The organism is Chryseobacterium culicis, from assembly GCF_900108365.1.
GTDB classification, from domain to species: Bacteria; Bacteroidota; Bacteroidia; order Flavobacteriales; family Weeksellaceae; genus Chryseobacterium; species Chryseobacterium culicis.
The window spans coordinates 98,883-124,504 of record NZ_FNWQ01000002.1; the positions used below are offsets into that span (position 1 = coordinate 98,883).

Sequence of the window (25,622 nt, forward strand, 5' to 3'; positions counted from 1 at the left end):
GTGTTCCATCTGATTTTCAAACGGTTTTATCTTCTTCATTTTCAGCAAACATCTTACTGATTTTTTACAGTTCAAAAATTGAAAGGTTAAAAAAGAAAAATTACTGTCAGATTGTAATTTGCTGATAATTAACCTATTGTAAATTGGTTGTATCTGTGTAGTAGGGTCTTTTTTTGTTTTTTATTCAAAATAGATAAGTTTTGTAATCAGCTTTGTTGTGAATATTGTATGATAAATATCGTTTTGTTGAACTGATGATAACATTTGCCTGAATGAAAGGAGATTTGAATACTATTCTATTCGCAGCATGCTCTCCAAAATACCTTTAAATTAATTTATGAAAAAAAGAATTTTATTAGTTTGCGCGCTAGCGTCTTGTTTTACCGTTTTCAAAGCTCAGAGATGGGAGTCTGTTTCTCAAAAATCCTCTCAGATCAGAGAAGGTGTGGAAGTACAATACTCGTATAGGGTAGATCTGAAATCTTTGCGAGAACTTCTTAAAAATGCTGAAGAAACCGGTAAAAATGCCAGACCTGTTGTTATTTCTTTGCCTACAGCAGAAGGAAAGATAGAAAAATTTTCCGTGTACAGCAATCCTGTAATGGATAAATCTCTGGTAGAAAAGTATCAGTTAGGATCCTATGTAGGAATAGGAGTGGATGACCCTGCTAAATACTTAAGATTCAGTACATCACCCAATGACATGCAGTCTATGATCATCAGGGATGGTATATTTCAGTTTATAGAGCCCATCTCTGCTGATAAACAAACTTACGGAGTTTTTTATAAAACCAAAGAAAAAGGTGATATGCATGGGTTTGAATGTGATACGGACCATGATCTTAAAGATATTGATAAGCTGGTGGAAAACGGGAAAAAAATGCTTTCCAACGTAGGAATTACCAACCGACCTACGAATACCAAATACAGAACTTTCAGAATGGCTATGGCTGCTACCGGTGAATATACACAATTTCATGGCGGTACACCTGCCGGAGCCATTGCTGCCATCAATAATACAATGACAAGAATTAATGGGATTTTTGAGAGAGACTTTGGAGCTCATTTTAATGTTCTTGATCTTCCTGGAATTATTTATACTGATCCTGCTACTGATTTTTATACCCCTCAGGCCGTTGCAACTGATCCGTCTCTAAACTTACAGTTACAGCAAAAACTTACAGCAGAGGTAGGAAATGCTAACTATGATATCGGACACGTATTTCACCGCAATGCAGGACAAAGCAGAAATGGAAATGCAGGAGGAATCGGAATTGTTTGTACCAATCCTGCAACAAATACTTCTCTAGGAAAAGGATCTGCTTTTTCAATGAGCCCTGATCCGGTAGGAGAAGTATTTGATTTAATGGCAGCTCATGAAATGGGGCACCAGTTGGGCGCCAATCATACCTTTTCTATGAGAACTGAAGGTTCAAATGCTAATGTGGAGCCTTGGGGAGGAACAACAATTATGGGATATCCTGGGATTACACAAGACAATATTCAGGCAAATATGGACGGATATTTTCATTATAAATCTATTTCTCAGGTATTAAATAACCTTGAATCCAAAATAGGCTGCGGTTTTGCTGCTGATATCATTAACAATACTGCACCGGTGATTACACCGCTGGTTAATTATTCTATACCAAAAGGAACTGCTTATTACCTGGACGCAGTAGCAGCAGACGCGGAAGGTGATCTGATGAATTATACATGGGAACAATATAATAGTGTAGGAGACAGAAATTCTATTTCAGGAGACAGCGGATGGGGATACAATGCAGAAGGAGCCATTGCAAGATCATTGCCGGGAACAGCTAACGGCAGAAGATATTTCCCGAAGCTGGAAACAGTTGTGAATGGCAAATTGACAGACAAGCAGGTATGGGAAACTGTTTCCTACATCCCAAGAACGTTAAATTATGCAGTAACTGTAAGAGATCAAAACGCCGTAAGGCCAATGACCTCCACTGCGGAAACAGTAATAACAGTTGGTGCTGACGGACCTTTCAAATTCAGCGGGCTTACCACAACCTCTGTTTTATATAATGATGCTTCCAATACAATCACATGGGATCCCGCAAACACCAATAACGCCCCCTATAATGTAGCTTCTGTAAAAATAGACTATACTACCAATAACGGAACTACTTGGACGGACCTGGTAGCTTCTACCCCTAACACAGGAAGCTATACTGTACAAATGCCGGCGAATGTAACTGGTGCTGTTAAATTAAGAATATCAGCAATTGGTAATATTTTCTATGCTGTATCTCCAGCGGTAACAGTAGGGACAGCTCCTACTTCTACTACAGCTGCTCCAACAGGAGTTTCTGCGATAGATACAGAAGTGTTTAAAACAACCGCAAGAATATCCTGGAATAAAGTATCAGGAGCTACTTATTCTGTGAACTACAGAAAAGCAGGAGCAGCAAGCTGGTTGAATACAACAAGCACTGCAAATTCGGTATTATTATCAAATCTGGAAGATGAAACCAATTATGAAGTGCAGGTGGCTGCTGTTGTAAATAATGTTCCGGGTGCATTCTCAACTAATTATTCCTTCAAAACCAAAGGTCTGAGAACAGGTACAGATTATTGTTTAATGACTACAGGAGGAAATGGCGGCAGCTTTAACAGCGGTCTTGTTAGATTAACATTATCTAACCTGGCCTATGTATATACAGGATTAGATGTTTATAAAACCTACCTCGACTTTAGTGAGGATGCAACCAAAGTTGTAAACCTGACAAAAGGAACACCATACACAGCAAGCTTCAGAAACCTTGCAGGAGGAAATTATAATGACTGGCTTGAAATCTGGATCGATTATAACAGAAACGGAGTATTCGAAAGCTCTGAAAAAGTAGCAACGAGTGGAGCTCTTCCTTTCTATGCTGCCGCAGCTCAGGCTTATCTTCGTGATGGTGATGTCACCTTTACAGTGCCTGATACTGCATATTCTGGTGATAAATTATTGAGAATGAGAGTGGCAAGTACTTTCTTTAATGCAGCTAGCGGACCTTGTGGAAGCCCTACTGTACCTGTAAATGGAGGAGGAATCGTTTCGGTAGGATCTTTCAGAGATTTTTCTGTGAAAATTTCAGAAAATGCTAATCTTGCAGTGCGAGAAATAAAAGACACCAGGTCATCAGAAGTATCTATTTACCCTAACCCTGCAGATACATTTGTAGAAGTGAAGAATCTGAAAGGTAAAGCGGATTACAAAATCTACAGTGCAGACGGAAGACTTGTTCAGGAAGGTAAGATTGAAGGAAAAATTAACGTCGCGTCACTGGTAAAAGGAATGTACGTGGTAACAATACAAGATGAGAAAAATACTTATAACACCAAATTAATCAAAAAATAAACGGCACGAATGAATCTCCGTATCAGGATCTAAAAGCGGAGAGAAAAAGAATTATTTCAAGAGGGAAAAAAGGCTGTCTTCAACAGAAGGCAGCCTTTTGACGGTTATTAATTAATCCAGATGGCTATTAAAAAAATCAAGCATAGTGGTTAATGATGTTTCAGAATGCATCCGTTCTCCGTTCTCAAGAGATTCCTTAGTAGCAATAGCTGCTCTTTTCCGCATTGTCTGTTCGTAATTGGAAATCGCTTCCTGTAAAGTGTGGTAACGGCCGTCCGTTAAATATTCACTCAGCTCAAGCGCATCCAGCATCGCCATATTAGCACCTTCTCCTGCAAAAGGAGGCATCACGTGAGCTGCATCACCTATCAATGTCAGATTAGACTGAGCCTCCCAGGTCTGGTCCAGAGGCATGGAGTAGATCAGTCGGGGAATAAAAGGTGTTTTTGCCTTTCTAAAAAGTTCTTCCCAGACAGAACTCCATCCTGAATATTCATTTTGAAACCATTGCAGCATCTGAGCATTATCAGAAAAATCAAGACCACTGTCTGCAGCCCAGTTTTCATCAGCTTTAAAGCTTGCATAAAATCCAAGATCTCCGTTGCCTTTCTGTCCCAGCAGAATATTTTGTGTATTTCCGAATGCCATTATTTTCCCGCCTTTGATTAAAGCATCAATCTGAGGTGCATTTTCTTTGGAAACATTTCCTTCCAGCATAATAATTCCCGAATAAACAGGCTTAATATCCGTAAGGTAAGACCGGATTTTAGAATTGGCTCCGTCTCCGGCAACAACAAGATCTGCATACGCTGAGTTTCCGTTTTTGAAATGCATCAGCCAGCCTTCACCCATAGGTTCCATGGCGAGAAAATGGCTGTCCCAGACAACCGTTTCAGGTCGAAGAGCATCTAAAAGCATATTTCTTAACGGACCACGGTCTATTTCCGGACGGAAATGTTCTTGACCAAAATCTTCCTCAGGTTTTGTCTCATGATCGTTAAAAAATACTTCAGCCTTTTCATTCATGATTAGCGTTCTGTCTGCACCGGGGCGAAAAGACTTTTTAAATTCCCCCAATAGTTCTGCTTTACGGATGGCCGCCAGCCCGGAATCTTCATGCATATCAAGAGGAGAGCCCTGAACCCGAGCATGTTTGTCAAAGTCTCTTTCGTATACTTTTACGTCTGCTCCTTTCAGTTGTAAAAGTCTTGCCAGTGTAAGCCCTGCAGGACCACCACCAATAATTGCTATTGATTTATTTTCTATCAGCATTGTTTTAAATTTTACAATGCAAATTTATTTTCCTTTCAATACGGATAATAGTACAAATCGGTCGTTTTTATTTTTGGATAATTCTTTGGGAGGAACTCCTGAGAATTTTTTCACCTCCTTGATGAAATGATTCTGATCAGTATAATTAAGTTCCGGAAAAAGTCTTCCCTGCGCAATATGTTCCAGCGATGCCCGGAAACGCAAAATAGTAGAGTAGGCTTTTAATGATAAACCAAGCTGCCTGGTAAAATAGCGGTTGATCTGTCGGCTGCTCCAGCCTGTTCTTTCAGAAAGTTCCTGCACGCTCATTTCACCTTTTGAGGCATACACCAACTCAAAAAGCCGGCGTTTTCTTTCATCTGTTTTCAGGGGAAGCAGCTCTTTTATCTTCTCCATAGCTTTTGTGCAACAGTAACTAAAATCATTTAAATCATCAGCTGTAAAATTCCAGAAATCAGGAGAAAGCTCTTTTCCGATATTCAGTAAATCTGCGATCGAAGTTTGTAAAATATATTCTACGGCAAGAGGCTTGAAGCTGACCACAAAAGCAGTTGTATGCGCAGCAATATCTCTTTGCTCAGGGTATGTTTCCAGTCCGAGAAGGGTAATGTGAAATGATTCTGAAGCAGACTTCGAGAAAAACAAATCGATCCTTCCATCAGGAATGATCACCACTTCTTTAGCCTTATCCGAAAGATTCTGAAAAGTTCCCAGATTTTCAACGAAATCTGCGATTTCGCGGTCCGGTTCAATGAAGGTATAGGTGAAATCAGCATCCATAATTATTGTCCGTTAATTCGGATTTTCAACGAAGAAAATTACAAAAATTCGCGATACATCAGCAAGTCCTTTGAAATTCAATGTTATTCGCATCCGGTGAAATAAATCTCGGTATCCGTACTTCCGGGAATTATCATTATTTTAGACTGCTCAAAAAACAGATTTTGACGAGACTTTAATGGACAAATCATCACTTAATACCTACTTCCATTCTTTATTCAGTATCAAAGCTGAGGTAGTCGAAAAAATCACTGAAAAATTCAGCTATTTTGAATTAAAAGCACACACTGTTTTAATACATAAGGATGCGATCAGCACCAAAACCTATTTTTTGGAAAAAGGTTATGTACGTTCATACATACTGAATGAGGATAATGAGGAAATTACCACCAATATTTACAGAGCGCCCTGTTTTGTTAATGATTTTCTGTCCTTTTTCAGACAGCAGCCTGCCAAAGAAATATACCAGACGGTGACTGAATGTGTTTTTTGGGAGACCGGATTGGAAAATGTGCAGCACAATTTCCATACTATTCCTGAATTCAGGGAGTTCAGCAGGCTTCTCTTTGTTCTAAATTATTATAATATTCACGACAGGCTGATTGAAATGGCCAGCCAGAAAGCTTCTACAAGATATTTTAATCTGATGAAGAAAGATCCTGAAATTTTTAAACATGTTCCTTTGAAGGTGATTGCTTCCTATCTTGGAATCAAAGACAGTTCCCTGAGCCGGATCAGAAGAGATATTCATAAACTGTAATTTCTTTTCATTTGTCAAGTGATTGTTCAGAAATCATCCCTGATCTTTGCTTAAAAATAATTTCATGAATAAAAAACATATTGTTGTAGTAGGATTGGGTGGCGTAGGCGGTTATTTTGGTTTTAAAATCAATCAAACCAATGAAACAAGTGGAAAATATAACGTTTCTTTTGTTGCCCGAGGTGAAACGTATAAGAAGGTAAAAGAAAATGGATTGACTTTGGTTTCTCCTGAGCATTCCAATTCAAACACCCGTCCTGATGCTGTAGTAGAGAACATCAGTGAAATCAAAAATGCGGATCTTGTTTTGATTGGTGTAAAAGAATATGACCTTGAAAATGTCTGCAGACAATTACTGCCGGTTATCAGCAGAGATACCGTACTGCTTCCAATGATGAACGGAGTAGATATCTACGACAGGATACGTACTGTAATTCCGGATCATGTCGTTCTTCCCACCTGTGTATACGTAGCTTCCCATATTAAAGAAAGAGGAATTGTAGAGCACAAAGGAAGCCCGGGCAAAATTATTGTAGGAAGAGATCCTGAACATTTTTCTGCTCCGGTAGAATGGGTTAAAGATGTATTGAGCGAAAGTAAAATCGAATTTGAGTTTAAAGATAATTCGCTGCATGCGATCTGGACAAAATTCATTTTCATCGCGAGCTTCGGATTGGTGACCGCCAAATATAATTCTTCTATGGGAGCCGTTCGTACTGATGAACAGCAGAAGAGCGAAGCTGCAGGAATCATGAACGAAATACAGCGGATTGCAGCTAAGAAAGGAATTGATCTGCAGGACGATATCATTACTGCTACTTTAGAAAAATCTTCTATGTTTCCTTTTGAAACCCCTACTTCTTTACAGCTTGATATCAATTCAGGAAAGAAAGATAATGAGCTGGAATTATTTGCCGGAGCAGTGCTGAAATATGGGATTGAGGAAGGTGTAGAAACCCCTTTTACTCAAAAAATATACAATGAGATCAAAGAGAAAATACGTCTAAGGTAAAGCCCAATTAAAAAACATAAAAATGGTCGGAAATTTCTTCCGACCATGACCAGGTCTAAACCCGCCTTTATTGAAATTAAATATAAAAGATAGAAATTTTAAAAATTCTCTGACTTCTTCTATAACCAACAGGAATCTGTTATTACCTGAGCAGAATATCTAAGCGCTGTGCATAAACTTCTGCCGGTCCAATAAAACCTCTTCCGTTTCCCGGTGATCGGGGTCATCCACACAGCAGTCTACAGGGCATACCGCTTTACATTGGGGTTCATCGTGAAAACCTTTGCATTCCGTACATTTTCCGGAAACAATATAATAAACCTCATCCGAAACAGCCGGATGATAAGCATCAGCATCACCTTCAGTACCATCAGGAAATGTTATATGTCCCGAAAGTCTGGTCTTGTCTTTCCAGCGCCAGTCGATGGCACCCTCGTAAATGGCTGAATTGGGGCATTCAGGTTCGCAGGCTCCACAGTTGATACAGGCATCCGTTATTTTTATCGCCATATAATCTGGATTTAAAAGATTGATAAAGGGGATTTCCTCAACGTCGGACGGATAGGAAACCCCCACTAAACTTAATTAAAGCAGTTCAACACTGTTCTTTACAAATAAGAAGCATAAAGCGTGCTAATTTTTATTTTTAACTCATTAATAAGCAGTAACTTCTACAGATAGATCATCCTTTAGGAATCTGAAATGAATTTGGAAGCTAATCTTCCGGGCGCAGTACATCTGAAGAATTGATACTTTCTATTTTTTTGGAAGTTGCAATGCGGATAAGCTTATCAAACTTACCGGAATAGAGGTCCGAAATTTCAGTTGAGCTGTCAGAAGCAAATAATGACGATCTTACAATAGGAACACTGAATGGCAATGGCCACGCACGTAAGGATTTAGCAATAGAATCCATAGTGTTGATTCCCTGCATAGCCTGCAGGCCATCAGCCCAGCAAACCAGCCCGACGGTTTTATCCGTAAGATAAGGTTCATATCGGTCGGCAGTTACTTCAAGCCAGTCCAGGCAGTTTTTCATTACTCCGGGAATGCTGCCATGATAAAGGGGAGCCAGCCAGATATGAATATCGGCATCCGTAAACATCTGGGTCATTCGTTCTACTGCCAGAGGAGTTTTAGTAAGGGTAACATCAAATAAAGGAATACCGGAATCTGCAAGCGTAAAAATATCAGTCTGAATTCCCTGCTGTTTCAGACGTTCTGAGAAATACTGCGAAATCAGTCCGGAAGTCGATAAGGTTCTTCTTTCCAGCGATCCGTTGAAGATAATTGCTTTCATTTTTTATTGTTTAAAAATTACTTTGGGTAATCCTATCTCACCATACATCAGGCTTTTTACCAAAGGCTTCAATAATCCGGCAGCTAATAAATACAAAGCAGGATCATAATTGGTATTGGCACGAACTACCACTTTCTGATTTCTATACTGCTTCAGATCCGCATAGATAAGACGGCGTTTCCAGAGATCGAGCAGAATGGTTTCCGCATTGTTTAAGTCAGCATAAGACGCATAAGGAGATAATTTTTCCATAATCAGCATATAGGCCCAGGGCGGGATGACAGCATCTGTAGAACAGATAATTCCTACTGCTTTTTCGTTGTATACAGAAAAATCCACTGCAGCAATTGATTCTTTAAATTCTTTTTCCTTCACAATCATTCCCATGAAAAGATGATCCTTGATATCAAATTCTACAATTTCCGTAGTTGGCCTGTAGTCCGAAAGGTCAAGAGCAATAATGCCTGAAGCCTTTGCTTTATTGATAAATTTTTCCTCAGTCATACTTTATTATATTACGGGTTCATTATCTTACTTTTGATAGAGCTTCTTCATATTTTTTTTCAACTGCAGACCAGTCCAGTACCGACCAGAAGGCATCCAGATAATCAGCACGTTTATTCTGATAATTCAGATAATAGGCATGCTCCCAGACGTCTATTCCAATAATAGGAAAACCTCTGTTCATCGAAAGAATATCCATCATCGGATTGTCCTGATTAGGAGTAGAACTGATCGCCAGAGATCCGTTAAATTTTACAAAAAGCCACACCCATCCGGAACCAAACTGAGCTAAACCTGTTTTTTTCATTTCTGATTTCAGATGTTCAAGATTTCCGAAAGTAGCTGTAATAGCATTGTGCAGGATACCTTCAGGAGTAAGTTGGGGTTTCGGCGAAAGGATTTCCCAGAATAAGGAGTGATTATAGTGACCGCCCCCATTATTTCTTACCGCCGGACTGTATTCGCTGATTCTTTGCAGTAAGGAATCAAGATCAGGATTAGTTTCATTAGCCTGTGCCAGGGCAGTATTCAGATTGTCTACGTAAGCCTGGTGATGCTTTTGATGGTGGATCGTCATTGTTTCTTTATCAATAAAAGGTACCAGGGCATCATAAGCGTAAGGTAACTGGGGTAATGTAAATGGGTTCATCGTTTTATTTTTTTGATTACTATATCGCAAAGGTAAAAATATATTTTAATAAAACAACTTTTAATTTGTTTTATTAATGTTGTGTTTTGGTTGTTTACTGCATTGAAATTGTTTAATTTAAGCTTGATTTTATTGAGTTATAGAAAATGACTATATTTGTTGTTGAAAAATAAAACAACCTAAATATTGTCAAATGAAGAAGCCGGCTGCGGATCGTATTTTGATGTTTTTAAAGATGAGAGGTGAGGCTACATCGCTTCTTATCGCTGAAGAATTGTCGATCACCAAAGAAGGCGCCAGAAAACATCTGCTGAACCTGGCTCAGGAAGGACTGATCCGTTCCTCGGTGAAGAGTGAGGGAGTAGGCCGTCCGTCTACTTACTATACCCTTACTGAGAAGGGGTTGGCTCAGTTTCCGGATACCCATGCAGATGTGACGGTTCAGATTTTGAAATCAGTGAAAAATCTTTTGGGCGAAAATGCTTTAAACCTTTTAATCAGCGATCGCGAAAAAAATACTCACGACCGGTACGAAAAAATACTCTCCAATACAGAATCTCTGGAACAGCGCCTTGAATCCCTTGCAAAAGTCCGGAGTGATGAGGGTTATATGGCAGAATGGAAGAAAGAAGGTGATACTTATTTTCTGATTGAAAACCATTGCCCGATCTGTGCTGCTGCAACGGAATGCCAAGGCTTTTGCCGTGCTGAGCTATCCAATTTCCAGTCTTTGATAGGAAAGGATTACAAAGTGGAAAGAGTAGATCATATTATTTCCGGAGGACAGCGCTGTGTTTATAAAATCAGCCAGTAATTCATTATTCACAACTTATAATTTATCATTCAAAGATGGCTTTAAAAGCAGTAATATTTGATATGGACGGAGTGCTGATAGACTCAGAAAAATTCTGGACGCAGGCAGAACTTGATGTATTTTCATCGTATGGAGTACAGGTTACGGATGAACTGGCGGCACAAACCAGATATATGACCACTCAGCAAGTCACAGAATTCTGGTATGAAAGATTTCCGTGGGAGAATTTTGATTCCTCTGATTTAGAAAATAAAGTAGTCACCAGAGTGATCGAAATGATACAAAACCAAGACTGTACAATGTCCGGAGTGCAGGAGTTTATTAAAAATCTTAAAAATAATGAGTATAAAATAGGATTGGCCACTAATGCTCCTTTGCGTGTAGCACATGTGGTTCTTGATAAACTTCAGGTTCGTCATCTGTTTGATGCTGTTCACTCATCGGAATTTGAAACACAGGGAAAACCTCATCCGGCCGTATATCTTACTTCCGCGAAAAACCTGGGGGTTTCTCCCGAACACTGTATTGCTATTGAAGACAGCCATTCCGGATTGAAAGCAGCAAAAGCGGCCGGAATGCAGACCATAATTTTCACTAACAGTGATGAAAGCATGCATTCAAATCTTGCCGATTTTAAAATCTTAGATTTTAATGAAGGTTTTCCAGCCGTATTGGTTGAATAACGAATGGTGAATGGTGAATCCGCTTCGCTGTGAATTTTTTGTAAGTTCGAGATTCTGGGTTGCGTGATTTGAGGTTACGGGTAAACTATTCGTTTTTGTATGCAGGTATTTCTAATCAGCAATTAATTATTCACGATTGACTGCGCAGCAAACTGACAATTGACGAATAATTATGAATGTGAGTGGTCAATCCGCTTTGCTGTGAATTTTTTGTAAGTTCGAGGTTCTGGGTTGCGTGATTTGAGGTTAAGGGTAAACTATTCGTTTTTGTATGCAGGTATTTCTAATCAGCAATTAATTATTCACGATTGACTGCGAAGCAAACTTACCATTGACGAATAATTATGAATGTGAGTGGTCAATCCGCTTTGCTTTGATTTTATTAATGATCGTAAAAATTGACGATTGACTGCGCAGCAAATTGCGCACCCCGCATCTCAATTCCTCGTCAGAACCTCCATCAGAAGCAGAATAGAAACCAATTTTTTAGATGACTGATATTCCGGATTGAGTTTCTCGCGGATTTCTCCCAAAGCTTTGCTTAATTTGTTACTTACGGTCTTATTGCTGATTCCCAGTGCTTCTGCAGTTTCATGTACAGACCTGTTTTTGCGGATTCTCATATCATATACCTGCTGTTCTGTAGAAGAAAGCTGGGAAACTACCTCATCAATCATGGATAAAAGATCACTGATCTCATTCTCCTCGAGGATTTCATAATACTCAGAATCTGCAATTTCAATTTCATTGGGAATATCCAGTTCATCAATACTTAAGGTAGGTGGTGTTTTTTTGTAGCTGTTATAAAAATCAATGATACGATAATGAAGATGGCGGATAAGATACCCTCTTGCACTTTCTGCATCATCAGTCTGTATCACATCTGTATTCTCAAGAATCTTCATCCATAGATTCTGAAGAATTTCTTCAGAGACTTCTTTATCCCGTGTCCGTACAAAAACAAAACGATACAAACTATCCCAGTATCGGTCATACAGCAGCATAAATGCAGGGCGGTCGCCTGATTTTATTTTCTTTAATAATGTATAGTCTGTTGCGCTCATATTGTAGTGACAAAATTACCTAAAGGAAAATTAACTTTTTGTGAACTTTGGGTGGGTTAAGATTAATTATTTCTGAAAAAACGGCCCGAAATCAGAGGTTAATGTTGGGTAAATGTGAAAAACAACGAAAATTATTAACAATTTAATGTAAATGTGAATATAATATTAAGAATGCGCCGGGGAAGTTTTTCATTTTCAAAGTCTTATACATAGAAGTATCTGTGAATACGATGAAAGACTCTATGAAAAAACGCTTGACCTATAAAAATATTGAAGCCTTTGTTTTCAGACTTTGGGAACGGGAAGTTTCAGAAGATAACATTTCTGAAAAAGAAAATGAGCTTTTAAAGCAATGGAAAATCATTGCAGAAAAAGACCTGGATATTGCTCATCTTAAAGAATCCAGAGAAAGGATATTATCCGGACTGGAACATTATTTTCCTCAAAGAGATATACGGTCTGCAAAAAGTTTTAAAACCCATTTTTATAAAATTGCGGCCGTTATTATTCTGCTTTTATCACTTGGCTGCATTTTCACGTACACAGCTTTCACTAAGCCACATGTATACTTTGCAAAATATGAAAACAAAACGGTACATCTTGAAGACGGATCGGTAGTTACGCTTTTGCCGGGCGCTGAGTTGACGGTAGCCCAGTCATTTCCTGCTTCTACAAGGATTGTGGATCTGAAAGGAGATGCCATCTTTTCTGTAGCGAAGTCGAAAACACATCCTTTCATTGTTCGTGCAGATGGTTTCAGTACTAAAGTATTGGGAACGGTATTTAAAATCTCACAATCAGGGAAGAAAAAAGCAGTTGATCTTTATGAAGGGAAGGTTGCCGTATCATCTCCGGGCGTTCCGGTTTCTTTCCTTACACCTAATCAGAAATGGACCAATTTCGGGATTGCTCATACCACAGCAATTGTTTCATTGAAGCCAGTAAAGAACTCAGCAGGTAAAGTTCCCGCAATATTGTCCTTAAGCTTTAATGATGTTCCTCTGAAAGAAGTGGTCGCAGTGCTGGAAAACAGTTACGGAACAAAGGTTCTCTATCCTAAGGATGCCGAAGATAAAAAGATCACCGCAGATTTTACCGGAGGCACTGTGGGTGAAAATATAGAATCACTGGCCTTTATTCTGGGGCTGGAAGTACAGAAAAAAGAAAACACCTATATCCTTACAAAATAAATCAATATTCAAAAAAATTAAATAATCATAATCAAGAGAACACTATTAAGTATGAAAAGTTTGAAATGTGGGATAACCATAGCAGCCTTATTTTTTACGGTAGCCGCAGAGGCTCAGGAACTGGTTCAGAAAGTAACATTTTCCGTACCGGCCAACAGACCGCTGATTGAAGTTTTAGAAGAATTTGCCGGAAAAACAGGGATGAGACTCGCTTATTCTAAAGTGGATATTAAAGAGCTGAAGGTAAGAGGAGTGAAATGTGAAAATACTTCCGTGAACAACTGCCTGAAGGATATTACCAGCGGACTTCCTGTACTATACCGTCTGCATGGTGACCTTATTTCTGTAAAATATGAAGGTTCAAACATTTCCGTACCGGGAAACGGACGTATTTCCGGTAAAATAGTAGATGAGGTGGGAAATCCCATTACCGGAGCAGAAGTGAATATCGCTCAGAAAACCGTGATCACAGACAATAACGGAGATTTTACAGTAGATCTTCCTTCGGGAACTTACACCCTTACTATAAAAGCTTCCCGATATAATACGCTGAAGGTTGAAAGATTATCTGTTACAAACAGAGAAACCAATTCCGTTTCCTTTGCACTAAACAAAGCTTCGGATAAGATTACCGATATTAAAGAAGTTAAAATTACTGCATCCCGTAAAGCAGATACCCAGGCAGGACTTCTTGCCCAGCAGAAGAAAGCAGCCCAGATGAGTGACGGTATTTCAGCAGAACAGATTTCAAAAACTCCGGACAGCGATGTAGGAGGAACATTGAAAAGGGTAACAGGAATCACTACGATTGATAACAAATATGTGGTGGTAAGATCAATGGGAGAACGCTGGAACACCGCAGCGATGGACGGCATTAACCTGCCCAGTACGGAAGCCTATAATCAGAACTTTTCATTTGATATCATCCCTACAGCAATGGTAGAAAGTGTGGTGGTAAGCAAATCTGCAACACCGGATATGAATGCCAGCTTTGCAGGAGGCTATGTGGAAGTGAGAACAAAAGATATTCCCAATGAAAACTTTACAACGGTAACCATGGGAACCTCTTATAATGATCAGTCGGCATTCAAAGAATTTCTCACCCGTAAACGCGGAAAGTATGATTATTTCGGGTATGATGATGGAACCAGGGATTTCCCCAAAGGACTTGAGCCAATGAACAGGACAGACCCCAGGTTTTTTGAACAATCCAGACAGTTTACCAGTGATAATTTCAGTACCTACAAAACAAGAGGTGACATGGGGTCTAACATTCAGCTGGCCTTAGGTAGAACTTACACTCTTAAAAACAGTAATAAATGGGGATTTGCCGGAGCATTTGTTATCAGAAATGAACAGAATAAACTGGATATTGACCATACAGGAAGAGGAAACTGGCTGGATACAACGGGAATGCCTGATGCCGGCGGGCAGATTCCATTCTACAATTTTAAAAACAGCGGAGCTTCCTACAATTATAATTCTACGCTGGCCGGAATGCTGAACTTCGGATGGCAGTTTGGAAAAAACAGAATCTCTTTCCGTAATTCATATACCCATATTTTTGATAATACCCTGACAAGAGTAACAGGCTGGAATGAGTACTCAACCGGAAGTGGAATGGCAGCCAATGCAGAATTAGCATATAATTATTTCTACAATGGAGTCATTCCTAATAATGATCCTGCTCAGATCAAAAACTTAGACAGACCGTATACCGATAATACCAATTATCCGATTTTTCAAACCCTTTTACAAAATAAATTAGAGGGAAATCATAAAATGGGGAATACAGAGATCAGTTGGTTCGCAGCCCGTACAGGAGTAGCCTCGGACACCAAAGATTATACACAGTATATTACCCGGTATGATTTTATCGGAAGTGAAATCCTGACCTTCCATAAGATCTATAATTCGGGAGCGGACTTCTACAGAGGATATATTGAAAATAAGGAAACAGATTACAACTATGGCGCTTCCGTGAAATGGGACATGGATGCCGGAAGTTTTAAAAATACCATCAAAACCGGATATGCCGGCGCTCTAAAAACCAATACCAATCAACAGCAGAAATTTTTTCTTCGCGTTGATGAAAACCGGAACGTTCCGAATAGCGAGAAGAACTATTTGACGATGTATGGCTCTCTCGCTGACTGGTTCAATGGTTCCCATTATGTTCCGGGGGGTATTGGATGGGAAACAAGAGCTCTTTATAAAAACGACAGATATGAGGGAGAAGTGGACCAGCACGCTGTTTTTGTGATGTTTGATAACCGTTGGAAGAAATTAAGACTGGTCTGGGGACTTCGTGCAGAATATTTTAAGTACAATATGATTTCCCAGCAGCTGGATCCTAATGATTCTAAATACATCACCAGAACAGCTATTGATGATAAACCCTGGCAGTGGATGCCATCCGTGAATTTTACGTACAGCCCTACCCATAAGATCAACCTCAGGCTGGCGTACAACAAATCTGTCATCCGTCCTCAGTTCAATGAAAGAACAGGACTGCCATACTTTGATCCTATCGCCAATGGTTTAATATACAATACCGAATTAACCTCTTCTGTAATTAATAATTATGATTTCAAATTTGAATGGTTTCCAGGGCTTGGTGAGATATTTTCTGCAGGGTTGTATTATAAAAATATTGACAGACCTATTGAACGTGAAGGTCATATTTCCAGTGAGGGTAATCTGTTTCTGTACAATGGAAATTCAAAAAATGCAAAGCTGATAGGAGTGGAGGCTGAAGTGAGAAAAAGCCTCGGTTTTATAGCAGACGGAACTTTTCTGGAAAAACTTTTCGTCAGCGGAAACTTTACCTATAACCATACAAAGGTAGTAGCTTTTAAAGACCTGTATAAAACAGGTGATAATGACGAAACCTATGAAGTTAAAAGGCCGCTTTACGGGCAGACTCCATATGCGTACAATCTGGGTTTGATCTATGACGGAACCCGATTAGGATTGAGTTTTTTGTATAACGCCAAAGGAGATCAATACATTACGGTAGGATATGCTTACAAAGGGGAGGAAATACAGCGCCCTTACGCCGTAGCGGATGCCCAGATCTCTTATAAGTTCCTTCGTAACAGAAATTTTGAAGTGAAATTCAATGTAAGAAATCTCTTCAACAGGGTAAAAGAATATTATAACAATTTCAACTCTTATCTCGCCGCAAAAAATGGAGGCGGAAGTAATGTAGGCACAGAAAGAGAAGCCTGGGATCTTCTTCCCGGAGCCACTGACAGATATGATAAAAACATTGATAAAATCATGTTTCGGGCATACAGCGGAAGAATATTCAGCCTGAGTGTGAACTATACTTTTTAAAATAAGACACCAGACAAAATGATATAAAAAGAGCTCTTAAGATAGAGGCGTACAGGTTTCGGGAACCTGATCAAAACTGAAATAATACTGATGATGCGCACAGCAGTACAGTGAAGAAAAAACCGGACGTTAAGAGCTTTTCCCAGGCATTAACGGATCTCACGGGAACTCCCGCAATGCAGCTCCTCCTGCAACGATGGGAGGAACACCAAAAAACAAATCAAAGGAATAGTGAGGAAGATATTCCTGAATAGTAAAAAACTGATCTGGTATAAAAATAACACGACCGGATTCTACTAAAAATTATAACAATGAAAAGACTAACTCTAATTGCAGTGGCAGCATTATCTCTTACAGCTTGTCAACACGATCAACTGGCAGATTCATCATCTCCATTCGATATGAAATCTACTTCTGCTGAATACCTTACAGCTTCGGCGCTTCCGGTAACCAGCGTTAGTGGAGCTATTACTACCAATACTACATGGAGCGGTGTAGTAGAATTAGATGGAGTTGTAACCGTAAAAGATGGCGCTACCTTAACAATCCAGCCGGGTACATTCATTAAAGCTAAGCCAAACACCAGCAACACCGCTACAGGAGTTTTGGTCATTGCAAAAACAGGAAAAATCAACGCCGCAGGTACAGAAGCTCAGCCTATCATTTTCACAAGCTACAAATTACTGGACGGAAATGAAGATACTACTGCCGCTCCTGGTGACTTCGGAGGGGTGATTATCTTAGGAGATGCTCCTACCAACACGCCTTTCACAAAAACAATTGAAGGATTATCCGGTCCGGATTTCTATTACGGAGGTACAAATGCTTCTCACAACGGTGGAACACTGAAGTATGTACGTATTGAGTTTGCAGGGTACGATCTGTTAGCTCCAAACTCAGGAAATGAAATCAACGGTCTTACTTTAGGAGGAGTAGGAAACGGAACTACTTTGGATCATATTCAGGTATCTTTCGGAAAAGATGATTCTTTCGAATTCTTCGGAGGTACTGTCAACGCTTCAAACCTTGTATCTTTTGCGGCGGATGACGATAACTTTGATTTCGATAACGGATATACAGGAACCATCACCTGTGCATTAGCTTTGGCAGATTACAACTCTACGCACAGTCTTAGCGGATCAAGTCCTGATTCTAACGGTATCGAGCTTGATAATAATGCGGACGGTTCTTCTACATCACTGTTGACGCACCCTGTTATCAACAACCTGACCATCATCGGTACTAAAAACTCTACTCAGGGAGCTTTGTATGAAAACGGTATTCACATCAGAAGACACGGAAGATTAACATTGAATAATGCGGTTGTTACCGGTTATCCTGTAGGGATCAAAGTAGAAGGTACAGGTTCTGAACTTTCTTCAGCTTCAGCATACAACACGATTCAGATCCATGGATTTAATACTTCTGTTACAGGGACAGGAACAGCAGGAATCCCTGCCGCTAATCTGCTAACAGGTACACCTGCATCGCTGTGGGGTATGAGCCAGCCATTCTTCAACGAAGGAAGCTGGAACGTATCTCCAAGAAACTGTGGAAACTTCCAGGGGCTTTGGACAAAATACAATTTCACAATTGTAGAATAATAAAACCTTTACACAGCAGGGAACAGCGAAAGCTGATTCCTTGCTTTTAATCAAAACATTAACAATCAGCATTATGAAAAAAATACTTTTATCATCTGTTCTGTTTTTATCCCACCTTGCTGCAGCACAGACTCTTGTATGGGGAAATTCTTTTGATTCTCCTGCTGATCTTCAGGGATGGACATTTCATGATCTGAACGGGAACAGCAACGGATGGGTGCAGGGACAGAATATCTACCACAACGGAACAGCTTTAGCGTATGGAACTGCTGGAGTTCTTCGTCATTCCATCAGTTTGGTGCCTACCGGTAATGCTACAGGATTCGCTACAGAAAATGACTGGATTATTTCTCCTCAGATTGACCTTACGAACACCGCAGGTACTGTTACTTTGGCTGCCAACATCGGAAGACAGAGATCTACCCACACCATTGTTGCCAGAGACCTTTTTATCTATGTCAGTACACCGCAGAAAGAAGTTCCTACATTGGCAGATTTTCAGGCAATGACCGTGGATGCAGGGGGTAATGACGTTCAGAGTCTTTATAAAATACAGGTAGGAGATTCAGCCAATCCGTTTCCGGCAGATCTTACCGAGTTTGTACAGTCTCTTGTAGATCTTTCTGCTTTTGCCGGAAAGAAAATCTATATCGGAATGTGGGCCAACAGAAAAGCAAGCGGAAATAATATCCAGAATATCAATATTGATGAGATCGGAATATATGCGACAGCATTTTTGGGAACTAAGGAGGTAAAAAGAAACAGAACTGCTACGCAAATAGCAGAAAATCCGGTGAAAGAGTCTTTACAGCTGCGCCTTAACCCCGAATTGAAAGAAAATGCAGCAGTAGTCAGTATCTACAATGCAGCAGGACAGAAAATGCTAACGACCCGGTATTCCGGAACTATTTCCGTACAGGGACTTATCTCAGGGACTTACCTTGCCGAAATTACGGATGGAAAGATTACGGAAAGATTGAAATTCATTAAAAAATAATTTTTCTGACCTTAAAAAACTGCCTTTAGAAACACCAGAAATTAAGAATACAATAATGGATGATATCTGAAAAATATTATCCAGAACATATCCAACCAGTTTTTTTATAATTATATATTGCCCGGCCTGCGGGTTGGGCAATATTTTAAGTTTTACCATGAAATAATTTAAGAAAGATGAATAAAATCTTTGTATTACTCCTATTTTTTACCCTACTTTTTTCATGTACAGACAGCAACACGATGGAATTGTATGATAAAGTACAGAAACCCGGCGAGGTGAATATCAAAGGATTTTCCAAACCTGATGTTCTTCAGCTGAGGTTTAACGGGGAACCTGTATCCATTGACGGTAAAACGTCTTATACCAATAAAATAGAAACCCAGCTTCAGTTTGTGCTGGATCAGGGAGAAACCAATACACTGTCTGTATATAATAACGAAACAGGCACCGAAATCGCAAAATACAGTATTACCTATGACCATATAGATGACTTTAAAACCTTAAACTTTTTTAATCTCCCCGGAATTTATTTGCAGACGTATGCTGTAAAGCCTCAGGTCAACCTTGGGAAAGTAGGTTTCGAATTTATTTTTCCTAATCTGGGCGAATTGTCCGGAACCTCATCGAAAAATGTAAAAGGGATTTTAAAAAGAGATAATGGAGCAGTGCTGGCTGAATTTGACAATATCGGAAAAGATAATTTTACAGCATTGAAAACCTATAACTTTTACAGCTCTACAGCTCCTGTATATCTGGAACTGTACAAACCGGGAACTACAGAACCTTATGCCGGATCTAAAATGATTCAGGTAAAAATAAAACAGCACACCGGTGCAAATATGATCGTCCTCCAGGAAAAAATGGAAAATGGAGAATGGACTGTCAAAGGAGATATAGATGTGGCAGAATACCTGTAATTGCGTATGAAAAATTTTTTAATACTTCAGTGCATTGCCATCGTGGTCTTTCTCATTTCGTGTACGAATAATAATGACGAAAGCACTCCCGTTTTTCCGGAAGGAAGCACAGAATCTGTGAATCTCTGGGTTCAGGACAGTATGAAACGGTATTATTACTGGGCAGATGAAATGCCTGCAAAGCCTAATTATCGGCTTCCTGTAAAAGATTTTTTCAAAAGTCTGCTTTCTTCCAAGGATCGGTTTTCTTTTATCGTTAATACTGAGGATTCCTCTACTTATCCACGTTCTGTAAGAAATATGTATGGGTTTGATTACTCTGTTGTTCAGCTTGCCAATAATGAAGTAGTTACCGTAGTAAAGCTGGTGCTTCAAAATTCTCCGGCCTTCAATTCCGGGTTGGAAAGGGGGATGATCATTACCAAAATCAATGGAAAATTAATGACAGCAGCAAATGCCGAAACAATGGCTTCCTCTATTAAAGATCAGACTGTTGTAGAACTTACCGTTGGAAAATGGCAGAATGGATCTGTTACCGGGGAGAAAAATATCACGGTTTACTATGGTTTTTCTTTTGAACAGCCCATTTTATCTAAAGTTTTCGAAAAAAGCGGTAAAAAAATAGGGTACCTGTATGTGTATGATTTTCCGGACGGAATGACTCAGACGCTGAACCAAAAGGTTGGAGAATTGAAGGCTGCCGGGGTCCAGGAACTGATTCTCGATCTCCGTTACAATTATGGAGGCTCTGTATCATCTGCGGCTGCACTATGCTCATTGATTCCTTCGGGATTATCGTCTGCTTCTCCATTCATCATTTTTAAAGGAAATAAAAATGGGGGTGAAGTAAAAAGAACATTTGCCCAACAGATTGCTTATGATCCCAAAGCTCTTGATTTTACCACCTTACGGGCCAATGCATTGGGATTACAGAAAGTAATTATTCTCACATCGGGCAGTACAGCATCAGCAGCAGAAATTGTTATCAACAATCTGAAACCCTATATGCAGGTTATTCAGATGGGAGACACTACACTGGGAAAGGATATGGCAGGATTTATAGTGGAAGACAAACGTAAACCGAGAAAAATTTCATGGCAGGTACATCCTGTGATTTATAAAGTATTTAATGCCAGCGGAGCCGGAGAATACAGTAACGGAATTGCGCCTCATATTAGCGTTAATGAGTTTTCCGTTTTGCCATTATTACCTTTGGGGGATCCCAATGAAACGCTTATTTCTTCTGCACTAAACGGAGGATATCTTAAATCTACCGCTCCGGAGAAGAATACAGGTGTTAAGATTTTATATCAGAGTGACGTACCGCCTGTGATGTTGGATAAGTAAAAAGTTCATAAGCTTCTTATCCTGGAATAAGTTTATCATTAATAACAAAAAATAATAAATAATATATCGAACTGTAAAAGGAAATTTACAATATCCTCTTTACCAATTCGGAAAATCAATAAAATCATAAAATCATGCAGGGAATAGAACCAAAACTTCACATGAACCTGACCAGCCGTATCGAATATTACCGTCTGCTGATAGAAGCTGCAGAAGACCCGGAAAGCCAGCCTTCAGATGTGATAACTCAGATCTCAGAATTAGGTAATCTCTATGATGAGTATCTGCTCAATAAAAAGAATCTCGAGAACAGCATCAAAAATTACCGGCAATACCATAATGATTTGAGAAAGAAGCTGACATCAAGACTTCGGGAACTCAGGAGAAAAGCTAGACAAAAATAAAGTCTGAAATGCACTTTATCGGTTGATTTTACTTTGAAATGTATACCTTTATAAAATCTAGCTGAAGGATAAAGGACTTATGAATTTTAATCAAACAGAATTTTCCGGTTATTTACAGGTTTTTTGGCAGTTCTCCTGGCCGCAGTGGGTAGTGTTCAGTCTGATCATTAATGCCATTCTGTACCTTTTTTCTATTGGCTTATACGTTTTCATCGAAAAGACTTGCCGGAAAAGTCAGTTGCAGGAGAAAAACCACCCGGTAACCAGATCCGATTTTTACCTTAGCCTGATGACCGTGGTATGTAACAGTTTTGTAATGCTTTTAGGTGCTTTTTTGTGGAAATCCGGATGGATCATTCTGGGACAGACGCAATCTGTGTTCAGGATAGTAGCGGAAGTTGCTGCTCTGCTACTCTTAATGGATCTTCTCATGTACCTCTTTCATTTCGCCGCCCATTTACCTGTTGTCTACAAAACGTTGCACGGAAAACATCATGAACACGTCAGTACCAATTTTCTGAGCCTTTTTGTGCTGCATCCTTTTGAAACCATAGGATTCGGTTTAATGATGCTGGCTTTACTCACCGCCCATGATTTCTCAGTAGTTTCTATTTCAGTTTATCTTTTGCTCAATCTTATCTGGGGAACCATAGGACATTTGAACAGAGAATTTTTTCCGGCTTCTTTTGACCGCTTCTTTGTGGGAACAACCAGGTTTCACAATCAGCATCATCTGGATGAAAGTAAAAATTTTGGATTTTATACTTCGATCTGGGACAGGATATTCGGAACGTATAAGTAAGAATTGATGTTATAGTTTCAGATGAGTCAATACTTTCTTTAGCAGTCCGTTAAAGTTTTTCAATTCTTCAGAGGTGAGTATAGAAGCTGTCTGGTGGGTGATCGCTTTACGGAAGGTTTCAGAATTATCTATAACAAATCTTCCCTTGTCCGTTACTGAAAGATGATATTTCCTGTGATCTGTTCTGTCCTGTTCCCGGATAATGAAATCATGGGTAATCAGAAATTTCAGTTGTTTTGATATCGCTGCCTGGCTGATATTGAAGGCCGTTGATATTTCCCTTCCTGTTGTTATTCCTTTTCTCAGAATAAATTCAATAATATTATAATGAGCGGCAGTTACTCCGTTAATATCGCCCCGGTTCATATGAGCCAGAATAAGGCACTGAAAATCAGTAAATGTGTTAAAAAATTCTTTTTCAATAGGTTTCATGAGAAATATACTTAACTTAGTTAATTATTAACAAAGTTAAACATTTTTACCATGGAAAATATAGAAATTACCAATGCCCGGCAGAATAATCTCAAAAATATTTCCATTAAAATTCCCAAATACAGGATCGTAGTTTTTACGGGAGTGTCTGGATCCGGAAAATCGTCTTTGGTTTTTGAAACTATTGGGGCCGAAGCACAGAGACAGATTAATGAAACCCAGAACAGTTTTATCAGAAACCGCCTGCAGTATTATGGTGTGCCGGATGTTGACAAAATTGAAAATCTTAATGTTCCTATCATTATCAATCAAAAGCGGTTGGGTGGAAATGCCAGATCTACTGTGGGAACAGCAGCGGATGTGTCTGCTTCTCTGAGGCTGCTGTTTTCGAGAATGGGAGAGCCGTTTGTAGGATATTCCAATGTTTTTTCATTTAATCATCCCCAGGGAATGTGCCCTGAATGTGAGGGGTTAGGCTTTGTTCAAACGTTGGATATAAATGCTTTAATTGATCGGGAAAAATCATTACATGAAGGCGCAGTCCGGTTTCCAACTTTTCAGCCGGGCGGATGGCGCTTAACAAGATATACTTTGTCAGGTTACTTCGATAATGATAAAAAACTGAAGGATTTCAGCGATAAAGAATGGGAAACCCTGCTCTATGCACCAGAACATAAACCAGAACATCCACATCAAGAATGGGGAAAAACCGTACAATATGAAGGAATCATTCCAAGGATTGAAAAGGCGTTTCTCAAAAAGGATTCTAAAGAAAACATCACAAGAAAAGATGCCCTGAAACATGTTGTTATTACTAAAACATGCCCTTCATGCAGCGGAAAACGATTAAACGAAAAAATCTTATCCTGCAAAATTCAGGGAATGAATATAGCCGACTGTATGGCACTTTCTGTAGATGAGCTGTCGGAATTTATTACCTCTCTGGATGCGGGTCCTTATGAAGTTGTTATCAAAGAGCTTTACGCAAAACTGCAGAATATCATCACAATAGGATTGCAGTATCTGACTCTGGACAGAAATACCAACACCCTTTCCGGAGGAGAGTCTCAGCGTATCAAAATGGTGCGCAGCCTCGGAAACAGTCTGATTGATCTTTTATACATATTTGATGAGCCAAGTATTGGTCTCCATCCAAAAGATCTGCAGAATATCATCACCATTATGCAGCAGATCAGGGATAAAGGAAATTCGGTTTTAATAGTGGAGCATGATCCGGATCTGATCAAAATGGCGGATCGGGTGATCGATATAGGCCCAGGTTCAGGAAGAAATGGAGGAGAAGTGGTATACAACGGGACATTTAAAAATTTAAAGAACTCCAAAGGTAAAACAGGCTCTTATTTTGCAGAAAAACCATTCATAAAACAAAAATTCAGAAAGCCTGATGGTTATCTGGAAATTAAAAATGCGAACAGATATAATCTTAGCAATGTAACGGTACATATTCCCACCGGAATCATGACAGTGGTAACGGGAGTGGCAGGATCTGGCAAAAGTACTCTGATTAATCGTATGCTGCCGGAACTTTATCCTGATGTCACCATTATTGATCAGTCTTTATTTGCTGCAAGCGCCCGTTCCAATGTGCTTACTTACCTGGGGATATCAGAAATTGTGCGTAAGCTTTTTGCACGGTCTAACCATGTTTCAGACAAAATGTTCAGCAGAAATAGTGAAGGGGGCTGCAGAAACTGTAAAGGATTGGGAATAGAAAAAATTGACCTTGCTTTTATGGATGATATTGAACAGCCCTGCGAAGTTTGCGGAGGTTCCGGTTTTGATCCTGATGTGCTTCAGTACAGATACAATGGAAAAACAATTGTAGAAGTAATGAATATGACGGTTCTGGAGGCCATTTCTTTTTTTGAGGAAAAATCTATTGTCAACAATTTTGATCTGCTGATACAATTAGGGCTTGATTATCTGACTTTAGGACAAAGACTGAATAGCTTTTCCGGAGGCGAAAGGCAGCGCCTGAAACTGACCAGAGAACTGAAAAATACCAATCAGATCATTATTCTGGATGAGCCGAGCACAGGCCTGCATCCCAGTGATACCCAGAAGCTGCTGACCTTTTTTAACGGTCTTGTAGAGCAGAATAATACACTGATTGTTATAGAACACAACCTGGATATTATTTCGCAGGCAGACTGGATTATTGATATGGGGCCGGGTGCAGGGAAATTTGGCGGCAAAGTGCTGTTCGAGGGAACTCCTCAGGAGCTGTTAAAAAACAAAATATCATTCACCGCAGCGTTTCTGAGGAAACATGTTCAGTAAGAAAAGCAGTGCACACGAAAAGTTAATCATCAGAACCCTGCAAAAAATAAGGGTCTACAGATGTGAGCCCAAACC

At 39.5% G+C, this 25,622-nt stretch carries 22 protein-coding genes; 14 read left to right on the plus strand and 8 right to left on the minus strand.

Translation table 11 applies throughout. From position 1 onward, the window contains the following. The first annotated feature begins 337 nt into the window (after positions 1-337). Positions 338-3,373, plus strand: coding sequence for a reprolysin-like metallopeptidase (locus tag BLW74_RS06770; protein WP_089690888.1), 3,036 nt, complete (start codon positions 338-340; stop codon positions 3,371-3,373). Positions 3,374-3,484: 111 nt separating this feature from the next. Here the strand turns inward: BLW74_RS06770 and BLW74_RS06775 are convergent, their stop codons facing one another. Both BLW74_RS06775 and BLW74_RS06780 read right to left on the minus strand, forming a co-directional pair. Beyond that, the gene (locus BLW74_RS06775; protein WP_089690890.1) at positions 3,485-4,645 is read right to left on the minus strand and encodes an FAD-dependent oxidoreductase; all 1,161 of its coding nucleotides are present in this window, start codon (positions 4,643-4,645) and stop codon (positions 3,485-3,487) included. Positions 4,646-4,669: 24 nt separating this feature from the next. Further along, complete coding sequence (locus BLW74_RS06780; RefSeq protein WP_089690892.1) at positions 4,670-5,425, minus strand: helix-turn-helix domain-containing protein; 756 nt, start codon at positions 5,423-5,425, stop codon at positions 4,670-4,672. 178 nt (positions 5,426-5,603) lie between these two features. On the opposite strand from BLW74_RS06780, the gene BLW74_RS06785 reads away from it, so the two are divergent. Both BLW74_RS06785 and BLW74_RS06790 read left to right on the plus strand, forming a co-directional pair. Beyond that, positions 5,604-6,185: a Crp/Fnr family transcriptional regulator gene (locus BLW74_RS06785; RefSeq protein WP_089690896.1), complete on the plus strand. Its 582-nt coding sequence runs from the start codon at positions 5,604-5,606 to the stop codon at positions 6,183-6,185. A gap of 64 nt (positions 6,186-6,249) precedes the next feature. Beyond that, entirely contained in the window at positions 6,250-7,197 is a 948-nt protein-coding gene (locus BLW74_RS06790) for a ketopantoate reductase family protein (RefSeq protein WP_089690898.1), read from the plus strand. A 159-nt stretch (positions 7,198-7,356) separates the two neighbouring features. On the opposite strand, the gene BLW74_RS06795 is transcribed toward BLW74_RS06790, so the two are convergent. From BLW74_RS06795 to BLW74_RS06810, 4 genes are all read right to left on the minus strand, one after another. Beyond that, positions 7,357-7,707: a 4Fe-4S dicluster domain-containing protein gene (locus tag BLW74_RS06795; RefSeq protein ID WP_089692571.1), complete on the minus strand. Its 351-nt coding sequence runs from the start codon at positions 7,705-7,707 to the stop codon at positions 7,357-7,359. Positions 7,708-7,912: 205 nt separating this feature from the next. Continuing rightward, positions 7,913-8,497, minus strand: coding sequence for an NADPH-dependent FMN reductase (locus BLW74_RS06800; RefSeq protein WP_089690899.1), 585 nt, complete (start codon positions 8,495-8,497; stop codon positions 7,913-7,915). 3 nt (positions 8,498-8,500) lie between these two features. Beyond that, on the minus strand, positions 8,501-9,001 hold the full coding sequence (locus BLW74_RS06805) for a DUF2480 family protein (RefSeq protein ID WP_089690901.1): 501 nt from the start codon (positions 8,999-9,001) through the stop codon (positions 8,501-8,503). 22 nt (positions 9,002-9,023) lie between these two features. Further along, the gene (locus tag BLW74_RS06810; RefSeq protein WP_089690903.1) at positions 9,024-9,650 is read right to left on the minus strand and encodes a superoxide dismutase; all 627 of its coding nucleotides are present in this window, start codon (positions 9,648-9,650) and stop codon (positions 9,024-9,026) included. Positions 9,651-9,843: 193 nt separating this feature from the next. Here BLW74_RS06810 and BLW74_RS06815 point away from each other — a divergent pair, with 193 nt between their 5' ends. Continuing rightward, positions 9,844-10,464 (plus strand): helix-turn-helix transcriptional regulator, encoded by a 621-nt coding sequence (locus BLW74_RS06815; RefSeq protein ID WP_089690905.1) that lies wholly within the window; start codon positions 9,844-9,846, stop codon positions 10,462-10,464. A gap of 35 nt (positions 10,465-10,499) precedes the next feature. Next, positions 10,500-11,147, plus strand: coding sequence for a hexitol phosphatase HxpB (gene hxpB / locus BLW74_RS06820; protein ID WP_089690907.1), 648 nt, complete (start codon positions 10,500-10,502; stop codon positions 11,145-11,147). A 437-nt stretch (positions 11,148-11,584) separates the two neighbouring features. Here hxpB and BLW74_RS06825 read toward each other — a convergent pair whose 3' ends face one another. Next, a complete protein-coding gene (locus BLW74_RS06825; RefSeq protein ID WP_089690909.1) occupies positions 11,585-12,211 on the minus strand; it encodes an RNA polymerase sigma factor in 627 nt (208 codons plus the stop codon). Between the two features lie 242 nt (positions 12,212-12,453). Between BLW74_RS06825 and BLW74_RS06830 the strand changes: the two genes are divergently transcribed. The 8 genes from BLW74_RS06830 (at position 12,454) to BLW74_RS06865 (ending at position 22,814) form a co-directional block, all read left to right on the plus strand. Then, positions 12,454-13,401, plus strand: coding sequence for a FecR family protein (locus BLW74_RS06830; protein ID WP_228424802.1), 948 nt, complete (start codon positions 12,454-12,456; stop codon positions 13,399-13,401). 51 nt (positions 13,402-13,452) lie between these two features. After that, positions 13,453-16,740: a TonB-dependent receptor gene (locus BLW74_RS06835; RefSeq protein WP_089690913.1), complete on the plus strand. Its 3,288-nt coding sequence runs from the start codon at positions 13,453-13,455 to the stop codon at positions 16,738-16,740. Between the two features lie 311 nt (positions 16,741-17,051). Beyond that, positions 17,052-18,344: a hypothetical protein gene (locus BLW74_RS06840; RefSeq protein ID WP_089690915.1), complete on the plus strand. Its 1,293-nt coding sequence runs from the start codon at positions 17,052-17,054 to the stop codon at positions 18,342-18,344. A gap of 73 nt (positions 18,345-18,417) precedes the next feature. Continuing rightward, the gene (locus BLW74_RS06845) at positions 18,418-19,341 is read left to right on the plus strand and encodes a T9SS-dependent choice-of-anchor J family protein (RefSeq protein WP_089690917.1); all 924 of its coding nucleotides are present in this window, start codon (positions 18,418-18,420) and stop codon (positions 19,339-19,341) included. Positions 19,342-19,517: 176 nt separating this feature from the next. After that, positions 19,518-20,261, plus strand: a complete 744-nt coding sequence (locus BLW74_RS06850) for a hypothetical protein (protein ID WP_228424804.1) — start codon at positions 19,518-19,520, stop codon at positions 20,259-20,261. A gap of 6 nt (positions 20,262-20,267) precedes the next feature. Beyond that, complete coding sequence (locus tag BLW74_RS06855; RefSeq protein ID WP_089690921.1) at positions 20,268-21,608, plus strand: S41 family peptidase; 1,341 nt, start codon at positions 20,268-20,270, stop codon at positions 21,606-21,608. A 134-nt stretch (positions 21,609-21,742) separates the two neighbouring features. Further along, complete coding sequence (locus BLW74_RS06860; RefSeq protein ID WP_089690923.1) at positions 21,743-22,012, plus strand: hypothetical protein; 270 nt, start codon at positions 21,743-21,745, stop codon at positions 22,010-22,012. A 79-nt stretch (positions 22,013-22,091) separates the two neighbouring features. Continuing rightward, complete coding sequence (locus BLW74_RS06865; RefSeq protein ID WP_089690925.1) at positions 22,092-22,814, plus strand: sterol desaturase family protein; 723 nt, start codon at positions 22,092-22,094, stop codon at positions 22,812-22,814. Positions 22,815-22,823: 9 nt separating this feature from the next. Here the strand turns inward: BLW74_RS06865 and BLW74_RS06870 are convergent, their stop codons facing one another. Next, positions 22,824-23,246, minus strand: coding sequence for a MarR family winged helix-turn-helix transcriptional regulator (locus tag BLW74_RS06870; RefSeq protein ID WP_089690927.1), 423 nt, complete (start codon positions 23,244-23,246; stop codon positions 22,824-22,826). Positions 23,247-23,297: 51 nt separating this feature from the next. On the opposite strand from BLW74_RS06870, the gene BLW74_RS06875 reads away from it, so the two are divergent. Continuing rightward, positions 23,298-25,547 carry an ATP-binding cassette domain-containing protein gene (locus BLW74_RS06875; protein ID WP_089690929.1) on the plus strand — a complete coding sequence of 750 codons (2,250 nt, stop codon included), beginning with the start codon at positions 23,298-23,300 and terminating at the stop codon, positions 25,545-25,547. The last annotated feature ends 75 nt before the right edge of the window (positions 25,548-25,622 follow it).

Bases quoted from the DNA above. Each gene is read 5' to 3' on its own strand.
- BLW74_RS06875 (WP_089690929.1), top strand. From the start codon at position 23,298: ATGGAAAATATAGAAATTACCAATGCCCGGCAGAATAATCTCAAAAAT.
- BLW74_RS06845 (WP_089690917.1), top strand. From the start codon at position 18,418: ATGAAAAAAATACTTTTATCATCTGTTCTGTTTTTATCCCACCTTGCT.
- BLW74_RS06805 (WP_089690901.1), bottom strand. From the start codon at position 9,001: ATGACTGAGGAAAAATTTATCAATAAAGCAAAGGCTTCAGGCATTATT.
- BLW74_RS06775 (WP_089690890.1), bottom strand. From the start codon at position 4,645: ATGCTGATAGAAAATAAATCAATAGCAATTATTGGTGGTGGTCCTGCA.
- BLW74_RS06865 (WP_089690925.1), top strand. From the start codon at position 22,092: ATGAATTTTAATCAAACAGAATTTTCCGGTTATTTACAGGTTTTTTGG.
- BLW74_RS06810 (WP_089690903.1), bottom strand. From the start codon at position 9,650: ATGAACCCATTTACATTACCCCAGTTACCTTACGCTTATGATGCCCTG.
- BLW74_RS06785 (WP_089690896.1), top strand. From the start codon at position 5,604: ATGGACAAATCATCACTTAATACCTACTTCCATTCTTTATTCAGTATC.
- BLW74_RS06815 (WP_089690905.1), top strand. From the start codon at position 9,844: ATGAAGAAGCCGGCTGCGGATCGTATTTTGATGTTTTTAAAGATGAGA.
- BLW74_RS06840 (WP_089690915.1), top strand. From the start codon at position 17,052: ATGAAAAGACTAACTCTAATTGCAGTGGCAGCATTATCTCTTACAGCT.
- BLW74_RS06835 (WP_089690913.1), top strand. From the start codon at position 13,453: ATGAAAAGTTTGAAATGTGGGATAACCATAGCAGCCTTATTTTTTACG.
- BLW74_RS06790 (WP_089690898.1), top strand. From the start codon at position 6,250: ATGAATAAAAAACATATTGTTGTAGTAGGATTGGGTGGCGTAGGCGGT.
- BLW74_RS06780 (WP_089690892.1), bottom strand. From the start codon at position 5,425: ATGGATGCTGATTTCACCTATACCTTCATTGAACCGGACCGCGAAATC.
- BLW74_RS06825 (WP_089690909.1), bottom strand. From the start codon at position 12,211: ATGAGCGCAACAGACTATACATTATTAAAGAAAATAAAATCAGGCGAC.
- BLW74_RS06870 (WP_089690927.1), bottom strand. From the start codon at position 23,246: ATGAAACCTATTGAAAAAGAATTTTTTAACACATTTACTGATTTTCAG.
- BLW74_RS06795 (WP_089692571.1), bottom strand. From the start codon at position 7,707: ATGGCGATAAAAATAACGGATGCCTGTATCAACTGTGGAGCCTGCGAA.
- BLW74_RS06830 (WP_228424802.1), top strand. From the start codon at position 12,454: ATGAAAAAACGCTTGACCTATAAAAATATTGAAGCCTTTGTTTTCAGA.
- BLW74_RS06800 (WP_089690899.1), bottom strand. From the start codon at position 8,497: ATGAAAGCAATTATCTTCAACGGATCGCTGGAAAGAAGAACCTTATCG.
- BLW74_RS06770 (WP_089690888.1), top strand. From the start codon at position 338: ATGAAAAAAAGAATTTTATTAGTTTGCGCGCTAGCGTCTTGTTTTACC.
- hxpB (WP_089690907.1), top strand. From the start codon at position 10,500: ATGGCTTTAAAAGCAGTAATATTTGATATGGACGGAGTGCTGATAGAC.
- BLW74_RS06850 (WP_228424804.1), top strand. From the start codon at position 19,518: ATGAATAAAATCTTTGTATTACTCCTATTTTTTACCCTACTTTTTTCA.
- BLW74_RS06855 (WP_089690921.1), top strand. From the start codon at position 20,268: ATGAAAAATTTTTTAATACTTCAGTGCATTGCCATCGTGGTCTTTCTC.
- BLW74_RS06860 (WP_089690923.1), top strand. From the start codon at position 21,743: ATGCAGGGAATAGAACCAAAACTTCACATGAACCTGACCAGCCGTATC.